This is a genomic window from Pseudomonas sp. 22072, assembly GCF_052046095.1.
Lineage (GTDB): Bacteria > Pseudomonadota > Gammaproteobacteria > Pseudomonadales > Pseudomonadaceae > Aquipseudomonas > Aquipseudomonas paracarnis.
Map to the genome: position 1 here is coordinate 207,932 of NZ_JBQEQE010000003.1, position 15,098 is coordinate 223,029.

At 58.3% G+C, this 15,098-nt stretch carries 17 protein-coding genes and 1 tRNA gene; 8 read left to right on the forward strand and 10 right to left on the reverse strand.

Annotated elements, in window-relative coordinates; genetic code table 11:
* Nucleotides 1-137 precede the first annotated feature (137 nt).
* The gene (gene suhB, locus ACTJLA_RS04595; RefSeq protein ID WP_005791195.1) at nucleotides 138-953 is read left to right on the forward strand and encodes a type III secretion system regulator SuhB; all 816 of its coding nucleotides are present in this window, start codon (nucleotides 138-140) and stop codon (nucleotides 951-953) included.
* Nucleotides 954-1,159: 206 nt separating this feature from the next.
* On the opposite strand, the gene ACTJLA_RS04600 is transcribed toward suhB, so the two are convergent.
* The 6 genes from ACTJLA_RS04600 to queA form a co-directional block, all read right to left on the reverse strand.
* Nucleotides 1,160-1,702, reverse strand: a complete 543-nt coding sequence (locus tag ACTJLA_RS04600) for a glycine zipper 2TM domain-containing protein (RefSeq protein WP_003194023.1) — start codon at nucleotides 1,700-1,702, stop codon at nucleotides 1,160-1,162.
* A 123-nt stretch (nucleotides 1,703-1,825) separates the two neighbouring features.
* Nucleotides 1,826-2,740 (reverse strand): protein translocase subunit SecF, encoded by a 915-nt coding sequence (gene secF / locus ACTJLA_RS04605; RefSeq protein ID WP_003194024.1) that lies wholly within the window; start codon nucleotides 2,738-2,740, stop codon nucleotides 1,826-1,828.
* A 9-nt stretch (nucleotides 2,741-2,749) separates the two neighbouring features.
* Complete coding sequence (gene secD / locus ACTJLA_RS04610; protein ID WP_003194025.1) at nucleotides 2,750-4,618, reverse strand: protein translocase subunit SecD; 1,869 nt, start codon at nucleotides 4,616-4,618, stop codon at nucleotides 2,750-2,752.
* Between the two features lie 62 nt (nucleotides 4,619-4,680).
* Nucleotides 4,681-5,019: a preprotein translocase subunit YajC gene (yajC, locus tag ACTJLA_RS04615; protein WP_003175975.1), complete on the reverse strand. Its 339-nt coding sequence runs from the start codon at nucleotides 5,017-5,019 to the stop codon at nucleotides 4,681-4,683.
* Nucleotides 5,020-5,062: 43 nt separating this feature from the next.
* The gene (tgt, locus tag ACTJLA_RS04620; RefSeq protein WP_032803964.1) at nucleotides 5,063-6,178 is read right to left on the reverse strand and encodes a tRNA guanosine(34) transglycosylase Tgt; all 1,116 of its coding nucleotides are present in this window, start codon (nucleotides 6,176-6,178) and stop codon (nucleotides 5,063-5,065) included.
* Between the two features lie 5 nt (nucleotides 6,179-6,183).
* Complete coding sequence (gene queA, locus ACTJLA_RS04625; protein WP_034128030.1) at nucleotides 6,184-7,233, reverse strand: tRNA preQ1(34) S-adenosylmethionine ribosyltransferase-isomerase QueA; 1,050 nt, start codon at nucleotides 7,231-7,233, stop codon at nucleotides 6,184-6,186.
* Nucleotides 7,234-7,341: 108 nt separating this feature from the next.
* Here queA and ACTJLA_RS04630 point away from each other — a divergent pair.
* Both ACTJLA_RS04630 and ACTJLA_RS04635 read left to right on the forward strand, forming a co-directional pair.
* Nucleotides 7,342-7,426 (forward strand) — tRNA-Leu (locus ACTJLA_RS04630).
* Nucleotides 7,427-7,509: 83 nt separating this feature from the next.
* On the forward strand, nucleotides 7,510-7,839 hold the full coding sequence (locus tag ACTJLA_RS04635) for a hypothetical protein (protein ID WP_054897815.1): 330 nt from the start codon (nucleotides 7,510-7,512) through the stop codon (nucleotides 7,837-7,839).
* A gap of 7 nt (nucleotides 7,840-7,846) precedes the next feature.
* Here ACTJLA_RS04635 and ACTJLA_RS04640 read toward each other — a convergent pair whose 3' ends face one another.
* A complete protein-coding gene (locus ACTJLA_RS04640; protein WP_054897816.1) occupies nucleotides 7,847-8,482 on the reverse strand; it encodes a LysE family translocator in 636 nt (211 codons plus the stop codon).
* A gap of 156 nt (nucleotides 8,483-8,638) precedes the next feature.
* Between ACTJLA_RS04640 and ACTJLA_RS04645 the strand changes: the two genes are divergently transcribed.
* Nucleotides 8,639-9,010, forward strand: coding sequence for a PH domain-containing protein (locus ACTJLA_RS04645; protein WP_014719840.1), 372 nt, complete (start codon nucleotides 8,639-8,641; stop codon nucleotides 9,008-9,010).
* A 382-nt stretch (nucleotides 9,011-9,392) separates the two neighbouring features.
* Here the strand turns inward: ACTJLA_RS04645 and ACTJLA_RS04650 are convergent, their stop codons facing one another.
* From ACTJLA_RS04650 to ACTJLA_RS04660, 3 genes are all read right to left on the reverse strand, one after another.
* A complete protein-coding gene (locus ACTJLA_RS04650; RefSeq protein WP_054897817.1) occupies nucleotides 9,393-9,905 on the reverse strand; it encodes a type VI secretion system amidase effector protein Tae4 in 513 nt (170 codons plus the stop codon).
* Between the two features lie 201 nt (nucleotides 9,906-10,106).
* Entirely contained in the window at nucleotides 10,107-10,481 is a 375-nt protein-coding gene (locus ACTJLA_RS04655) for a c-type cytochrome (protein ID WP_034128041.1), read from the reverse strand.
* Between the two features lie 30 nt (nucleotides 10,482-10,511).
* Nucleotides 10,512-10,943, reverse strand: a complete 432-nt coding sequence (locus ACTJLA_RS04660) for a bleomycin resistance protein (protein WP_072435022.1) — start codon at nucleotides 10,941-10,943, stop codon at nucleotides 10,512-10,514.
* A gap of 162 nt (nucleotides 10,944-11,105) precedes the next feature.
* Here ACTJLA_RS04660 and ACTJLA_RS04665 point away from each other — a divergent pair, with 162 nt between their 5' ends.
* The 4 genes from ACTJLA_RS04665 to ACTJLA_RS04680 all read left to right on the forward strand — a co-directional run bounded on the left by ACTJLA_RS04665 (nucleotide 11,106) and on the right by ACTJLA_RS04680 (nucleotide 15,024).
* Nucleotides 11,106-11,468: a response regulator gene (locus tag ACTJLA_RS04665; protein ID WP_003194033.1), complete on the forward strand. Its 363-nt coding sequence runs from the start codon at nucleotides 11,106-11,108 to the stop codon at nucleotides 11,466-11,468.
* Nucleotides 11,469-11,680: 212 nt separating this feature from the next.
* The gene (locus ACTJLA_RS04670; RefSeq protein WP_054897819.1) at nucleotides 11,681-12,295 is read left to right on the forward strand and encodes a biliverdin-producing heme oxygenase; all 615 of its coding nucleotides are present in this window, start codon (nucleotides 11,681-11,683) and stop codon (nucleotides 12,293-12,295) included.
* The gene (locus tag ACTJLA_RS04675; RefSeq protein WP_200584133.1) at nucleotides 12,292-14,535 is read left to right on the forward strand and encodes an ATP-binding protein; all 2,244 of its coding nucleotides are present in this window, start codon (nucleotides 12,292-12,294) and stop codon (nucleotides 14,533-14,535) included. Before ACTJLA_RS04670 ends, ACTJLA_RS04675 begins: the two co-directional genes overlap by 4 nt.
* Before the next feature lie 267 nt (nucleotides 14,536-14,802).
* Entirely contained in the window at nucleotides 14,803-15,024 is a 222-nt protein-coding gene (locus ACTJLA_RS04680) for a hypothetical protein (RefSeq protein ID WP_127881017.1), read from the forward strand.
* Nucleotides 15,025-15,098: the final 74 nt, after the last annotated feature.

Here is a 15,098-nt window from a genome sequence, read left to right on the forward strand (position 1 = left end):
CTCGCGGACACAGGAAAGGGGAGCAAATCTTACAGAACCGCCTAAGGTTATGCCATGAAAGCGAACGTCGTCCTTCACCTTGAGAAAGTTTCTGCTAGAATGCTCGGCTTTCTTTAACAACCTTAGGTGACCTATCCATGCAGCCCATGCTGAATATCGCGCTGCGCGCCGCCCGCAGCGCCAGTGAATTGATCTTCCGCTCCATCGAGCGCCTGGATACCATCAAGGTCGACGAAAAAGACGCCAAGGATTATGTATCCGAGGTGGATCGCGCCGCCGAACAGAAAATCATCGACGCCCTGCGCAAGGCCTACCCTACCCACGGCATCCTCGGTGAAGAAACCGGCCTGCACAAAGGCAGTGGCGAAGGCGAAGACTACCTGTGGATCATCGACCCACTGGATGGCACCACCAACTTCCTGCGCGGCATCCCGCACTTTGCCGTGAGCATCGCCTGCAAATACCGTGGCCGCCTGGAACACGCCGTTGTGCTGGACCCGGTTCGCCAGGAAGAATTCACCGCCAGCCGTGGCCGTGGCGCCCAACTGAACGGCCGCCGCCTGCGTGTCAGCGGCCGCACCAGCCTGGAAGGCGCCCTGCTGGGTACCGGCTTCCCGTTCCGTGACGACCAGATGGACAACCTGGAGAACTACCTGGGCATGTTCCGCGCCCTGGTTGGCCAGACCGCCGGCATCCGCCGTGCCGGTGCAGCCAGCTTGGACCTGGCGTATGTAGCCGCCGGTCGCTTTGATGCGTTCTGGGAGTCGGGCCTGTCCGAGTGGGACATGGCAGCAGGCGCCCTGCTGATTCAGGAAGCAGGCGGCCTGGTGAGCGACTTCACCGGTGGTCATGACTTCCTGGAGAAAGGCCACGTCGTGGCTGGCAACACCAAATGCTTCAAGGCAGTACTGACGGCGATCCAGCCGCACCTGCCGGCTTCGCTGAAGCGCTAAGCGAGCGAGCACAAAAAAGCACCCCGCGGGGTGCTTTTTTTATGCGTGGGATTTAGCAAAAAACCAATTCCAACTGATTCAATACAATCCAATCTGGGAGCTGGCTTGCCTGCGATGGCGGGCTGCCAGCCAACTGATTAGTTACTGACCCACCGCTATCGCAGACAAGCCAGCTCCCACACTTGGATCGAAACCAGACCTGGGGATTACTGCTGGTTCTGACCCAGGATCAGACGACCTTCCTTATCCACCGGGATCTGGCTGCCAGGGTCGCGCTCCATACGCACGGTACCTTCCTTGCCGTCCAGGTTGTAACGCACGTCATATCCGACCACCTTGTCACTGATGTCGTTAACGGTGTTACAGCGAGTTTGCGTAGTGGTGTAGGTATCGCGGTTCTGCATACCTTCCTGAACCTTGTTACCGGCGTAGCCACCACCGACCGCACCGGCCACGGTGGCCAGCTTCTTACCGTTACCGCCACCAATCTGGTTGCCCAGCAGGCCACCCGCAAGGGCACCCACCACGGTACCGGCGATCTGATGTTGGTCCTGCACCGGACGTTGCCGGGTCACAGTGACGTCCTTGCAGACCTCACGCGGGGTTTTGATCTGGGTTTTAACCGGCTGCACCGCCAGTACTTGCGCATACTCAGGGCCGCTTTTTACCAGGCTGTAGGTGGCAACAGCGCCTCCGGCAGTCACACCGACAGCACCCAATACCGCACCAACCAGCAACGACTTGTTCACATGAACCTCCTGACCATCACAAGCGGACCGAAAGATCCGCGCTATACCCAGCCTTGGAGCAAAAAAAAAGGCGCGAGTTCAATACTCGCGCCTTTCTTGTAACAGCGGATCAACAAACGCCCATCAAGGACGGTCGTCGACCTCCTTGTCGGTAGCGGCAGGAGGGATCAAGTCTTCGCTGTTGAGGTTCAGCCAGATCAGCACCACGTTGGCGATGTAGATCGACGAGTAGGTACCCGCCAGAACGCCGATAAACAGCGCCAGGGAGAAGCCCCACAGGTTGTCGCCACCGAAGATCATCAACGCAGCAATCGCCAGCAAGGTGGAGATCGACGTCGCCATGGTCCGCAGCAGGGTCTGCGTGGTGGAGATGTTGATGTTCTCGATCAACGTCGCCTTGCGCAGCACGCGGAAGTTCTCACGAACCCGGTCGAAGACCACAATGGTGTCGTTGAGCGAGTAACCAATGATCGCCAGCACAGCCGCCAGTACGGTCAGGTCGAAGGTGATCTGGAAGTAGGCCAGGATACCCACGGTCACGACCACGTCGTGGATCAGCGACACAATGGCGCCGACACCGAACTTCCACTGAAAGCGGAAAGCCAGGTAGATCATGATGCCGACCAGCGCCATCAGCATGCCGAGGCCGCCCTGGTCGCGCAGCTCTTCACCCACTTGCGGGCCGACGAACTCGACGCGCTTGACCGATGCCGGGTTGTCGCCACCCACCTTTTGCAAGGCCTCGGCTACCTGGTGACCCAGTTGCGGGTCTTCGCCAGGCATGCGCACCAACAGGTCTGTGGTGGCGCCGAAGCTCTGCACAACGGCTTCGTGATAGCCGGCCTTGACCAGCTCGCTGCGCACCAGGGTAACGTCGGCCGGCTTCTCGTAGGTCAGCTCGATGAGCGTACCGCCGGTGAAGTCCAGGCCGTAGTTCAGGCCCTTATGGAACCAGCTGAACAACGCCAGAACGGTAAGGAGCACGGTGACGCCGAACGCAACGTTGCGAACGCCCATGAAGTTGATTGTACGTAACATGGCAGCCCCTTAAATCCACAACTTCTTGAAGTCACGCCCGCCAAAGATCAGGTTGACCATTGCGCGGGTCACCATGATGGCCGTGAACATCGAGGTAAAGATCCCGAGGGACATGGTCACCGCAAAGCCTTTCACCGGGCCCGTGCCCATGGCGAAGAGAATCCCGCCGACCAACAAGGTGGTCAGGTTGGAGTCGAGGATCGCGGTAAATGCCCGGCCGAAGCCTTCGTTGATTGCACGCTGTACGGTCATGCCGGCGGCGATCTCTTCACGAATCCGCGAGAAGATCAGCACGTTGGCGTCCACCGCCATACCCATGGTGAGTACGATACCGGCGATACCTGGCAGGGTCAGTGTGGCGCCCAGCAACGACATCAAGGCCAGCAGCATCACCATGTTGCCCGCGAGGGCGACAGTGGCGATCACACCAAAGAAGCGGTAGATGGCGATGATGAACAGCGACACGAACAACATACCCCACAGCGCCGCATCGACACCCTTGGTGATGTTGTCGGCACCCAGGCTCGGGCCGATGGTACGTTCTTCAGCGAAGTACATCGGTGCCGCCAGGCCACCGGCACGCAGCAGCAACGCCAGCTCGGAAGACTCGCCCTGGCCGTTCAGGCCAGTGATACGGAACTGAGCACCCAGCGGCGACTGAATGGTCGCCAGGCTGATGATCTTCTTCTCTTCCTTGAAGGTCTGCACTGGCACGTCTTTCTCGACGCCATTGACCATCTGCTTGGTGTAGGTGGTCACCGGGCGTTGCTCGATGAAGATCACCGCCATGCTGCGACCGACGTTGCTGCGCGTGGCGCGACTCATCAGTTCGCCACCGTGGCCATCCAGACGGATGTTCACTTCAGGCGTGCCGTGCTCGCCGAAACCGGCCTTGGCGTCGGTCACCTGGTCACCGGTGATGATCAAGCCACGCTCGATCAGCGCTGGAGGGCGGTTGCCTTCGCGGAATTCGAATTCTTCGGAAGTGGCACGCGTAGCGCCTGGGTCTGCCGCGAGACGGAACTCCAGGTTGGCGGTCTTGCCGAGGATACGCTTGGCTTCAGCGGTGTCCTGTACGCCTGGCAGCTCAACCACGATGCGGTTGGCGCCCTGGCGCTGCACGATCGGCTCGGCTACACCCAGCTCGTTGACGCGGTTACGGACCGTGGTCAGGTTCTGCTTGATGGAGTATTCGCGGATTTCAGCGATCTTGGCCGGGCTCATCGCCAGACGCAGCACCGCTTGACCATTGAGGTCGGCCGGTACGATGTCGAAGTCATTGAAGTTCTTGCGGATCAGCGCACGGGCCTGTTCGCGGGATGCTTCGTCAGCAAAGCCCAGCTGGATAGCGCCGTTGAGCTGCGGCAGGCTGCGATAACGCAGCTTCTCTTTGCGCAGCAGGCTCTTCACGTCGCCTTCGTAAACCTTCAGACGTGCGTCCAGGGCCTTGTCCATGTCGACTTCCAGCAGGAAGTGCACACCACCGGACAAGTCCAGACCCAGCTTCATCGGGTGCGCGCCAATGCTGCGCAGCCATTGTGGCGTGGTCTGGGCCAGGTTGAGCGCGACAACGTAGTCGTCACCCATGGCCTTGCGTACGACATCCTTGGCCGGCAATTGGTCTTCTTGCTTGGTCAGGCGCAACAAGCCGCCTTTGGAACCAGCCGCCAAGGTTGCCGCTTTAACCTGGATGCCCGCGTCGTTGAGCGCTTTGCTCGCACGGTCCAGATCAGCCTGATTGACCTGCAGCGAAGTGCTGGCGCCAGAGATCTGGATCGCCGGGTCATCAGGATAGAGATTGGGAGCGGAATAAATAAAACCGATCGCCAGCACCGCCAGGATCAGTACGTATTTCCACAGAGGGTATTTGTTCAGCATCACGCCGCCCGCTTATAACGCGGGGCGCCTTGCGCGCCCCGTCGATTGGTAAAGGTTGTTACTCAGATCGCTTTGAGCGTGCCTTTAGGCAGCGTGGCGGCGATGGCGCCCTTCTGGAACTTCATTTCCACGGTGTCGGAGACTTCCAGTACCACGAAAGCATCGGAAACCTTGGTGATCTTGCCGGCGATACCGCCAGTGGTCACGACTTCGTCGCCTTTTTGCAGGCTGCCCAGCAGGTTTTTCTGCTCTTTGGCGCGCTTGGCCTGTGGACGCCAGATCATAAGGTAGAAAATGACCAGGAAGCCGACCAGGAAAATCCACTCGAAACCACCGCCCATAGGGCCGGCAGCAGCAGGCGCAGCGGCGTCAGCCATGGCGTTAGAGATAAAAAAGCTCATTTAGCACTCCAGTTGCAAATAGTGAATCTTAGGGTCGGAAAACTCAGTCCAAGGGCGGCACAGGGAGGCCACGCTTGGCATAGAAGGCATCGACGAAGGCGGCCAATGTACCCTGTTGAATAGCCTCGCGCAAACCAGCCATCAGGACTTGGTAATGACGCAAATTGTGGATGGTATTCAACATGCTACCCAGCATTTCCCCACACTTGTCCAGATGGTGCAGATAAGCACGGGAGAAGTTCTGGCAGGTGTAGCAGTCACAGGTAGGATCCAGCGGCGAATCATCATGGCGATGGAACGCGTTACGGATCTTCAGCACGCCTGTATCGATGAACAGATGCCCATTGCGGGCATTACGGGTTGGCATCACGCAATCGAACATGTCCACACCGCGGCGCACACCCTCTACGAGATCTTCCGGTTTGCCAACGCCCATAAGGTAACGAGGTTTGTCTGCGGGCATCAGGCCTGGCAGGTAATCGAGCACCTTGATCATTTCGTGCTTGGGCTCGCCCACCGACAAACCGCCGATGGCCAGGCCGTCGAAGCCGATCTTGTCGAGGCCTTCCAGCGAGCGTTTGCGCAGGCTTTCATGCATGCCGCCCTGGACAATACCGAACAGCGCCGCCGTGTTATCGCCATGGGCGTTCTTCGAACGCTGGGCCCAACGCAGCGACAGCTCCATGGAGATACGCGCCACGTCTTCATCGGCCGGGTACGGTGTGCACTCGTCGAAAATCATCACGATGTCCGAGCCCAGGTCACGCTGCACCTGCATCGACTCTTCCGGGCCCATGAACACCTTGGCGCCGTCGACCGGCGAGGCGAAGGTCACGCCCTCTTCCTTGATCTTGCGCATGGCGCCCAGGCTGAACACCTGGAAACCACCGGAGTCGGTGAGGATCGGGCCTTGCCACTTCATGAAGTCATGCAGGTCGCCATGCTTCTTGATCACTTCCGTGCCCGGGCGCAGCCACAGGTGGAAGGTATTGCCGAGGATAATCTCGGCACCGGTGGCGACGATGTCGCGGGGCAACATGCCTTTGACGGTGCCGTAGGTGCCGACCGGCATGAAGGCCGGGGTCTCCACAGTGCCGCGCGGGAAGGTCAGGCGGCCGCGACGGGCTTTGCCGTCCGTAGCGAGCAATTCAAACGACATACGACTCATAAGTTGTCCTCAGGGCCGCGCGGCGCCGGGTTACGGGTGATAAACATCGCATCACCGTAGCTGAAAAAACGGTACTCGTTAGCAATGGCGGCCTGGTAGGCAGCCATGGTTTCCGGGTAACCGGCAAATGCCGACACCAGCATCAACAGCGTGGATTCCGGCAAATGGAAGTTGGTGACCAGGCAATCGACCACATGAAAAGGTCGCCCTGGAAAAATGAAGATATCGGTGTCGCCACTGAACGGCTTGAGCACGCCATCACGCGCTGCACTCTCCAGCGAACGCACACTGGTGGTGCCCACGGCAACCACTCGACCGCCACGCGCCTTGCACGCCGCCACCGCATCCACCACGTCCTGGCTGACTTCCAGCCACTCGCTGTGCATATGGTGGTCTTCGATGTTATCCACACGCACCGGCTGAAACGTACCGGCCCCCACGTGCAGGGTCACATAGGCCGTGTCGACGCCCTTGGCGGCAATCGCATCCAGCAATGGCTGGTCGAAATGCAGCCCGGCAGTCGGGGCGGCGACGGCGCCGAGGCGCTGTGAGTACACGGTCTGATAGCGCTCGCGGTCCGCGTCTTCATCGGGGCGGTCTATATAAGGAGGCAACGGCATATGGCCGACGCGCTCCAACAACGGCAACACTTCTTCGGCAAACTTGAGCTCGAACAAGGCATCGTGGCGCGCGACCATCTCGGCTTCGCCACCGCCCTCAATCAAGATGCTCGACCCCGGTTTGGGCGATTTGCTGGAGCGCACATGGGCGAGCACGCGGTGGCTGTCCAGCACCCGCTCCACCAGGATTTCCAGCTTGCCGCCGGATGCTTTCTGGCCAAACAGCCGCGCCGGAATCACCCGGGTATTGTTGAAAACCATCAGATCGCCTGGGCGCAAATGCTCAAGCAAATCAGTGAATTGACGGTGTGCGAGGGCACCGCTGACCCCGTCCAGGGTCAGCAGTCGACTGGCGCGACGCTCGGCCAAAGGGTGGCGAGCGATCAGCGAATCAGGGAGCTCAAAAGTAAAGTCAGCAACGCGCATGATGGGGTTCGTCTAGCAGGGCCGGGAAGTCTAGCGGAAATAGTGAAAATAGACCATGAAACGTGATTGACCAACGGTAATCTCATCTCTATACTTCGCCGCCATTGAGCCCTGATGGCGGAATTGGTAGACGCGGCGGATTCAAAATCCGTTTTCGAAAGGAGTGGGAGTTCGAGTCTCCCTCGGGGCACCATCTTAAAGAAAGACCTTGAAATTCAAGGTCTTTTTTTTCGCCTGCAAAAAAGTGCCAGGCGTGGCAGTGGAGGGAGCGGGACCATGGAGTTGACGCTTGAAGCGGTTGCGTTGTTTGCGTTGAAGCTGGTGCATGAGACTGACGACGGCAGCCCGTTGCTGCGCGATGATCCCGTGATGGAGGGCTATGATCGCGAGGTGTTTGGGTTGTTGGTGCGCCAGGGAAACCTGGCCGAGATCCAAGTGAAGCTCGATGAATGCCTGTCTCTGGCACTCGACACCCTGGGTGGCGCCGATACCGTCATGGGTCGCGAGTTGCAGCGGCTCGCAACGAACGTGCGCGAAGCACCGACCCTGGAAATACTCGACGCCCCGCTCCACGCACTCAAGGATTACCTGAAAGCCATCCTGTGACGTGGACTTACTTGCGCCCTTCCACCGCCATCCGCACCGCCAAGCCCATCAATACCGACCCCATCAGCCAGCGCTGCAGCACCTGCCAACCAGGCCGGGTGACGAAGAACACCGCGATGGAACCCGCCATGCAGGCAATCACCGCGTTGACGCTCACGCTGATAAGAATCTGCAGGGAGCCCAGCGCCAGGGATTGCACCAGCACACTGCCATGACCGTTCGGGTCGATGAACTGGGGCAGCAACGACAAATACATCACCGCCACTTTGGGATTGAGCAGGTTGGTGACCAGCCCCATGGTAACCAACTTGCGCGGGCTGTCCTTGGGCAAGTCGCGCACCTGGAATGGCGAACGCCCACCCGGCTTGACCGCCTGCCAGGCCAGGTACATCAGATACAGCGCCCCGCCGAGCCGCAGCGCGTCGTAGGCAAACGGCACCGCCATCACCAACGCCGTGATACCCAGCGCCGCGCACACCATATACACCACAAACCCCAGCGCCACCCCGCCCAGGGAAATCAACCCGGCCGTGCGCCCCTGGCAGATGGAGCGGGAAATGAGGTAGATCATGTTCGGCCCCGGTGTCAGTACCATGCCGAGTGAAATCAGGCCGTAGGCGAGCAAGCTGGACATATCAGGCATGGATTGGCTCCTGGTTTTTTAAGCTGCCAGCGTGAAATCCTTCGCCGACGCGGTCGTGTTGAGCGTCATGCTAGGGGCTTGCAGGCCCAGGCGTTAGATACAGATCCGCAAGCAAAACGTCATACACCGACGGCACCACTTACCCAGGACAGGCACATGATCGACTTCAACAACAAAGGCTTCTTCAAGCTCAAGCAAAACAACGAATACGCCGAACGCGTAGCGGCCCTGCTGCTGGACGGCGAAGAAGTGGTCGACGCCTACAAGGCCATGCGCGACGGCGTCGTGTTCACCACCAAACGCATCATCGCGGTGAACGTGCAGGGAATTACCGGCAGCAAGAAGGACTTCACCTCATTGCCGTACAAAAACATCGTGGCGTACTCGGTGGAAACGTCCGGGACGTTTGATCTTGATTCGGAGTTGGAGATTTACTTTTCGTCGTTGGGGAAGGTGAAGTTCGAATTCACTGGCAAGACCTCGATCGTGGAAATCTCGCGGCTGATTTCCAAGCACCTGCTGAGTTGATCCACAGGCACAAAAAAGACCTTGATGCTTCAAGGTCTTTTTTATTGCGGTTCAACTGATACACATCGCTCAAAATGTGGGAGCTGGCTTGCCTGCGATGCCCTTTAAGGAAAAATCACAGCCGCTGATTCACTTAATACTCGGACACATTTTCATTCCCGCCACCTACTCAAACGCCTGCAATACCAAACCGCCCCACTGAACGCTGCTCCCAAAACCACAACCCCATTCCCAACCAACCAAAGCCCAAAATTCCTGCTCTGATCCGCATCCCCTTGATAAAACGGCCCAAAATACGCAGACACGACCACCACCAAACCGTTAAACACTCCGAGCGTCACTACAACCACCCCGACGACAAACACCACGCCCTTAACCAATTTCATATGATCTTCCAAAACCAGATCTCCCTGGACTCGTGATAGTCCGAGAACGTCCCCTCAATCGTAAATCCCAGCTGGATACGCGGATAACTCAGCCAATCCGTCAACCGCCGTCCATTCCAAAGGTCAATGTGGTCACCGCTGCGATTGCCAAACGTCTCATTCCCTCGGCGCCAAAAATCTTTGAAAAAGATAATGCCTTGCTGCCCCGCCAACACTTCTTCGAAATCCTCAGGTTTTATCTTTTTCGGCCGCTGCAAGCCGGGGATATTCGCGCCATTTAGAGCTTTGGCCATTTCCTCAGCCGCCAGCACATGGCCCTCACTCTTGGCATGCTGCCAACAATAGCGCACGCCTCTCAATCTGCTCAGGTCGGCGCCTGACCTGCGCAGTGCTACGCCCAGGTTAATGGCGCATTGGTCACTGAAATTTTTGGCGCCGTTGGTTCTACAAGGGGCGGCGTCTCCGAAAATTTCCGGGTGGTTTTTCCATAGGGAGTTGAACGTCAGCATTAAGCGCTTCCATCGCGTATTTTTCACACGAACGTAGCAAACGCTTTGCCGATAATGGTGAGGTCAGGCGCAAATCAGAACGGTCCTACTTGTGTGTAGGCTTTTGATGCAGGCTAACGCTCACACTGTGCTTTTTTGTAGGAGCGAGCTGCTCGCTCCTACAGAGGACAGAGGACGGTGATGCGTGCCAGCCTGGGCATCTCACTTGGGCTGGAATGTCTCCAAATACGCCAGGATATTTTCAATCTTCTCCTGGTCACTGATCCCCCAGAAGATCATCCGCGTGCCACTGACCACCGATTTCGGGTCTTCAATGTAGGCCGCCAGTTTTTCCCGCGTCCACACCACGCCCGAGTTCTTCATCGCATCCGAATACTGATAGTCCTGAGTGGTACCGGCAGGCCGGCCAATGATGCCGTTCAGTTCCGGGCCAAAACCACCCCGCGCGCCCTCACCAATGCTGTGGCAGCCGCCGCAGGTCTTGGTGAAGAGTTTGCCGCCCGCCTCGGCGTCGCCCGCAGCGAACGCGGGTGCGGCGATAACGGTCAGGGCGAGGGTCAATAACACATACTTCATTCACGTCTCCCTATCGGCTGTTGCCTTGGATTATGCCTGTTCGACCGGCCTTTCTCCCAGCCGCTGCACCAGACGCACCAGATACCCGTCCGGGTCTTGCACGATGAACTGGCGCTGCCCGGCCTCCACGTCACCGGCTCGGTACCAGGCGTCCTCTACATCGCGGAACAAGGGCCAGCCGATCTGCGCCAAGCGTTGCAGGATGGGTGCTACGGCGGGCACATCGATTTGCAGGTTGATGCCGCGCCCGAATGGGGGCTGCAACGGTGCGGTAAGCCACTGGCCGGCCTCGGGGTCGTATTGTTCGAGCATGATTTGCGCGCCGTTAAGGTCGAGGTAGGCAAAGCCTTCTTCTGCGCGCTGATAGGCAATAGCGAAACCTAACTGTTCGATCCAGAACGCCAGGCTCGCGCCAAGGCGGGTGACGATCAGTTCAGGCACGAGTGGGTTACGGTTGAACATGGCATTCCTTGGAGGGCAGGGTGGCGTTCACCTTAACGGATTGTCGTGCCCATGGCTCACAAGCAGCCAAATGACCACCCATCGTTTAAAAAACATCCAATCGAACCTATATACCCAACCCCTACTCCACCTTACTGAACCCCTGATGGTGGAGTAAGGATCATGGCTCAGCCATCGATTTTGGTATTGGAAGACGACGAGATCATTCGGGCGTTGATGGTGGATGTGCTGGAAGACTTTGGTGCGGTAGTGACATCGTTTGCATCGGCAGACGAAGGGATGATTTACCTGGAGCGCGGCGATGACCCGGTGGATTTGATTGTCAGTGATATTCAAATGCCCGGCTTGCTCAATGGTTATGACTTGAGCCGTGTCGTCGCCCACCGGTGGCCTGAAGTACAGGTAGTGCTGACCTCAGGTAATACGAAAATCGCCGCCGAGCTGGGCAGTTCCGTGCGGTTTCTGCCCAAGCCCTGGAGTACCGACCACTTGCTTGAGTGCGTGCAGACAGCATTGACGCACTAGGGCCAGTCCCGGGATTGATAGCAGCGCGATATCATTTCAACCGAACTTGAGGGCTAGTTCTGCGGTCATGTAAGGTGCAGGGAGCGACTTTTCTGATCCGCTGGTCAGCCTTTTCGCTTCTGCGTTCAGCTGACGACAATGAGTCGTGTAGAATCGTCGCCCATTTTCACGCGTCATTCATGGCCGACAGGCCCACAGTTCGAGCTCATTGAATGCATTCACAGGCCCATGACGTTAGTGCGCCCTCCTTGTTGGAAACGTTGCGCACGGGCACGGGCCTGCTGCATGTGGCGTTGGAACAGCGCCTGCCGTTTTTTTCCGAGCGCCTGGATGCCCAGTGGTATCGGCGCTTGCTGCAGGCGTACCACGGCTTTTATCAGCCAATGGAAGCGGCGCTGTATGACAGCGGTTTGATTCCCGACGGATATGAGTCTGCGTTGCGTGTGAAAACGCCAACCCTGGTCCATGACCTGCACGCGCTCGGCCTGACTGAGCACGCCATCCATGCCCTGCCTCGCTGTACCCAGCTCCCCCTATTAGACACACCGGCTGCGTGCCTCGGCGCCCTGTATGTGCTGGAAGGCGCCACCCTGGGCGGCCAAGTGCTGCGCCGGGAAATAGCCCTGCGCCTGGATGTGAACGCCGACAACGGCGGTGCCTTTCTCAATGTATACGGCGCCGAGACCGGACGGCGCTGGAAAGATTTCCTCGATTATCTGGGCCGTCAGCCACTGGATACAGATGCCGCTGTGCGCGCGGTGATGGCGGCCCGCTCGACATTCAGCGGCTTTGAGCAATGGCTCGACAGCCAGGAGGTATTGCTATGAAACCCGAAGATTTTGAAGAGCTGCTTGCCAACTGCGCCGACGAACCCATTCGTTTTCCGGGGGCCATCCAGCCCCACGGCGTGCTGCTGACCTTGTCGGAACCTGGCCTGAACATCATTCAGGTAAGTGCCAACGTCGGTACGCTGTTCGGCCACGCCCCCGAGGCGCTGTTGGATCAACCGTTGCACAGATTGATTGGCGAGGAGTACGCCCGGGCCGTGCAAACCATGGCCGAGGACAGCGCATTCCTGGACTCGCCGCCCCTGCTGATAACCTTCAAGGGTGAGCAGTTCGAAGGCCTGTTGCATCGCCATCAGGGCGTGTTAGTGCTGGAATTCGAACCACGGCTCAAGGATTTCAAACCCCGAGCGCACAATGGCCGCACCAGCGACCTGGGCAAGATGCTGCACCGCCTGCAATCGGCAAAGACCTTGGAGGCGCTCTACGCCATCACCGTCAACGAAATCCAGGCCATGACCGGTTATGACCGGGTGCTCATCTATCGCTTCGAAGAGGAAGGCCATGGTCAGGTGATCGCCGAGGCCTCGGCGCCGTCCATGGAATTGTTCAACGGGCTGTTCTTCCCCGCGTCCGACATCCCCGAGCAGGCTCGCGAACTGTATCGCACCAACTGGCTACGGATCATCCCGAATGCATCCTACGAACCGGTACCGCTGGTGCCCAAATTGCGCCCGGACACCGGGCAGCCTCTGGACCTGAGCTTCGCCACCCTGCGCAGCGTGTCGCCGATTCACTGCCAGTACATGCAGAACATGGGCGTGTTGTCGTCCATGAGTATTTCACTGATGAAGGGCGACAAACTCTGGGGCCTGATCAGTTGCGGCAACCGTGAGCCGCTGCTGGTGCCCAACGACCTGCGCATGGCCTGCCAGACCATCGGCCAGGTGCTGTCATTGCAGATCAGTGCCATGGAGGCCCTGGAGCTGAGCCGCCAGCGCGACGAGAAAGTCGAAGCGCTGGCGCTGCTGGATCGGGCGATGAAAGCCTCTGCCAATAACGTATTCGACGGCTTGGCCCAGCAAGGCCGACTGCTGATGGACCTGACCCTCTCCGGCGGCGTGGCGATCATCGAAGACAAGCAATTACACCGCTACGGCAACTGCCCGGAACCGGCGCAGATACGCGCGCTGCACAAGTGGTTGCAGGGCGACGGCGCACCGGTATTTTCCAGCCATAACCTGGCCTCGGTTTATCCGCCGGCCGCCGAATACCAGAGCGTGGCCAGCGGCGTGCTCGCCATGAGCTTGCCCAAGCCTGTGGATAACGGGGTGCTGTGGTTTCGCCCGGAAGTCAAAGAGAACATCCACTGGAGTGGCGACCCGCAGAAGCCGCTGAATCTGGAAACCTGCGACGCGGGCATGCGCCTTCGCCCACGCACCTCGTTTGAAATCTGGAAAGTGGAAATGGCTGGTATCTCCACCAAGTGGAGCCATGGCGACCTGTTTGCCGCCAACGATTTGCGCCGCTCGGCCCTGGAGAACGACCTGTCCCGCCAAGTGCTGCGCGAGCAACAAGCGGTGCGTGCGCGGGACGAGCTGGTCGCGGTGGTTTCCCACGACCTGCGCAACCCCATGACCGTCATCTCCATGCTCTGCGGCATGATGCAAAAAGCCTTCAGCTCCGATGGTCCCCACACTTCACGGCGCATATCTTCCGCCATTGACACCATGCAACAGGCTGCCGGGCGCATGAACGTGTTGCTGGAAGACTTGCTCGACACCTCGAAAATCGAAGCCGGGCGCTATGTGGTCAAGCCGGTGGCGCTGGACGTCAGCCAGATTTTTGAAGAGGCGTATTCGCTGCTGGCGCCCTTGGCCTCGGAAAAGGGCATCGACCTGTCGTTCAATGTCGAGCCTGGCCTGCAAATCAAGGCCGACCCGGAGCGCTTGTTCCAGGTGCTGTCGAACCTGATCGGCAATGCGATCAAGTTCACTCCGCGCCAGGGCAACATCGGCATCAGCGCCATGAGCGCCGGCGAGGAGATTGTATTTTCGGTGCGCGACTCCGGTGAGGGCATTGCGCCGGACGATTTGCCCCATGTGTTCGATCGCTATTGGACCCAGACTGAAAACAACCCCACCGGCAGCGGGCTGGGGCTGTATATCACCCAAGGCATCGTTAAGGCGCATGGCGGCAGGATCGAAGCCGAGAGCAAGCAGGGTCAGGGCAGCGAGTTTCGATTTACCGTACCGAAGGTGACGATTGAGGCAAACAACTGAGCCATTTGCCGGCAGGGGCAACCATATTGCCCCTGCTGCCCCATAACCGAGGACGGAAAACCAAACATATACTCATACAACATTGCATTTCTTTAACAAAGTTTCAAAATAAAACAACCAAAATTCAACAATAAAACCAACTCACCCATCACAAACAGAAACATAGAACACCTCGCAAAAAACACCGAACCCCACTAACTTACGCCGAGCACTGTTACAGGGAAGAACATGCCATGTAAACCATGCCATTAATAGTGAGGCGTTACCGTGTTCAATTCTATCGGCTTTAATCCCGTCAATACTTACATTTCCCAATCCGCCCCCGACCAAGACACCCAAGCCAGCGAGAAGGTCAACTCACGCTCGAAACGAAGCCTCGATCAAATCGCTCCCGATAATTCGATTAATGACAATGGGGTCACCGCAGACAGAGGCGGCAGACGTAATGGTGGTGGCTTGGACAGTCTCGGCAAAGGCCATGTTCTTTGAGTAAACTTACTTAAGCGCAACTACTAAATAAGTAGCGCCCAGGGCGCTGCTTATTCATTAATAGCCACAACATA

Excerpts from the sequence above, each read along its gene's own strand:
- ACTJLA_RS04655 (WP_034128041.1), bottom strand. The coding sequence starts at position 10,481 with ATGAAGTATGTGTTATTGACCCTCGCCCTGACCGTTATCGCCGCACCC.
- ACTJLA_RS04660 (WP_072435022.1), bottom strand. The coding sequence starts at position 10,943 with ATGTTCAACCGTAACCCACTCGTGCCTGAACTGATCGTCACCCGCCTT.
- queA (WP_034128030.1), bottom strand. The coding sequence starts at position 7,233 with ATGCGCGTTGCTGACTTTACTTTTGAGCTCCCTGATTCGCTGATCGCT.
- ACTJLA_RS04635 (WP_054897815.1), top strand. The coding sequence starts at position 7,510 with ATGGAGTTGACGCTTGAAGCGGTTGCGTTGTTTGCGTTGAAGCTGGTG.
- ACTJLA_RS04645 (WP_014719840.1), top strand. The coding sequence starts at position 8,639 with ATGATCGACTTCAACAACAAAGGCTTCTTCAAGCTCAAGCAAAACAAC.
- ACTJLA_RS04650 (WP_054897817.1), bottom strand. The coding sequence starts at position 9,905 with ATGCTGACGTTCAACTCCCTATGGAAAAACCACCCGGAAATTTTCGGA.
- tgt (WP_032803964.1), bottom strand. The coding sequence starts at position 6,178 with ATGTCGTTTGAATTGCTCGCTACGGACGGCAAAGCCCGTCGCGGCCGC.
- suhB (WP_005791195.1), top strand. The coding sequence starts at position 138 with ATGCAGCCCATGCTGAATATCGCGCTGCGCGCCGCCCGCAGCGCCAGT.
- secF (WP_003194024.1), bottom strand. The coding sequence starts at position 2,740 with ATGTTACGTACAATCAACTTCATGGGCGTTCGCAACGTTGCGTTCGGC.
- secD (WP_003194025.1), bottom strand. The coding sequence starts at position 4,618 with ATGCTGAACAAATACCCTCTGTGGAAATACGTACTGATCCTGGCGGTG.
- ACTJLA_RS04675 (WP_200584133.1), top strand. The coding sequence starts at position 12,292 with ATGAAACCCGAAGATTTTGAAGAGCTGCTTGCCAACTGCGCCGACGAA.
- ACTJLA_RS04640 (WP_054897816.1), bottom strand. The coding sequence starts at position 8,482 with ATGCCTGATATGTCCAGCTTGCTCGCCTACGGCCTGATTTCACTCGGC.
- yajC (WP_003175975.1), bottom strand. The coding sequence starts at position 5,019 with ATGAGCTTTTTTATCTCTAACGCCATGGCTGACGCCGCTGCGCCTGCT.
- ACTJLA_RS04665 (WP_003194033.1), top strand. The coding sequence starts at position 11,106 with ATGGCTCAGCCATCGATTTTGGTATTGGAAGACGACGAGATCATTCGG.
- ACTJLA_RS04670 (WP_054897819.1), top strand. The coding sequence starts at position 11,681 with ATGCATTCACAGGCCCATGACGTTAGTGCGCCCTCCTTGTTGGAAACG.